Source organism: Mesorhizobium sp. M7A.F.Ca.CA.002.09.1.1 (assembly GCF_003998555.1).
GTDB classification, from domain to species: Bacteria; Pseudomonadota; Alphaproteobacteria; order Rhizobiales; family Rhizobiaceae; genus Mesorhizobium; species Mesorhizobium ciceri.
The window spans coordinates 1-492 of the sequence record NZ_RZRR01001578.1 but is presented as its reverse complement, the minus strand read 5'-3'; the positions used below and the strand labels follow the sequence as shown (position 1 = coordinate 492).

Here is a 492-nt window from a genome sequence, read left to right as displayed (position 1 = left end):
ATGCCGGCCTCGACCGCCGTGCCGCGTTCGCGCGCGCCGATGATTGCCGTCGTGCCGCCGAGCGCCACCGCCATCACAAGCGCGACGATGGCAAGCTCCAGCGTCGCTGGCAGCCGGTTGAAGACGAGACCCAGCACATCCTGCCTGAGCGAAATCGAGGTGCCGAAATCGCCCCTGGCGACGCCTGACAGCCAGATGAAGAATTGCTGCACGATGGTCTTGTCGAGGCCGTAGAGCGCTCGCAGCCGGGCAATGTCGGCATCCGTAGCACCAGGCGGCAGCATCATGGCGATCGGATCGCCGGGCGCGACGCGGATCACGACAAAGACGACGACGGCCACGCCGAACAGCGTGATCAGCATCGTCAGCAGACGGATCAGGAATCTTTGCAGGAGCATTCTGGCGTAGGCCTAATGCGTTTCGGTGACTGATGGAACGAAGACCCCTCATCCGGCCGCTTCGCGGCCACCTTCTCCCCGAGGGGAGAAGAGG

At 64.4% G+C, this 492-nt stretch carries 1 protein-coding gene; it reads right to left on the bottom strand.

Annotation, left to right across the window (positions count from 1 at the left end):
- Nucleotides 1-398 (bottom strand): ABC transporter permease (locus EN994_RS34750; protein ID WP_164746590.1); only part of this gene is annotated, 398 nt, incomplete at its 3' end.
- Nucleotides 399-492 lie beyond the last annotated feature (94 nt).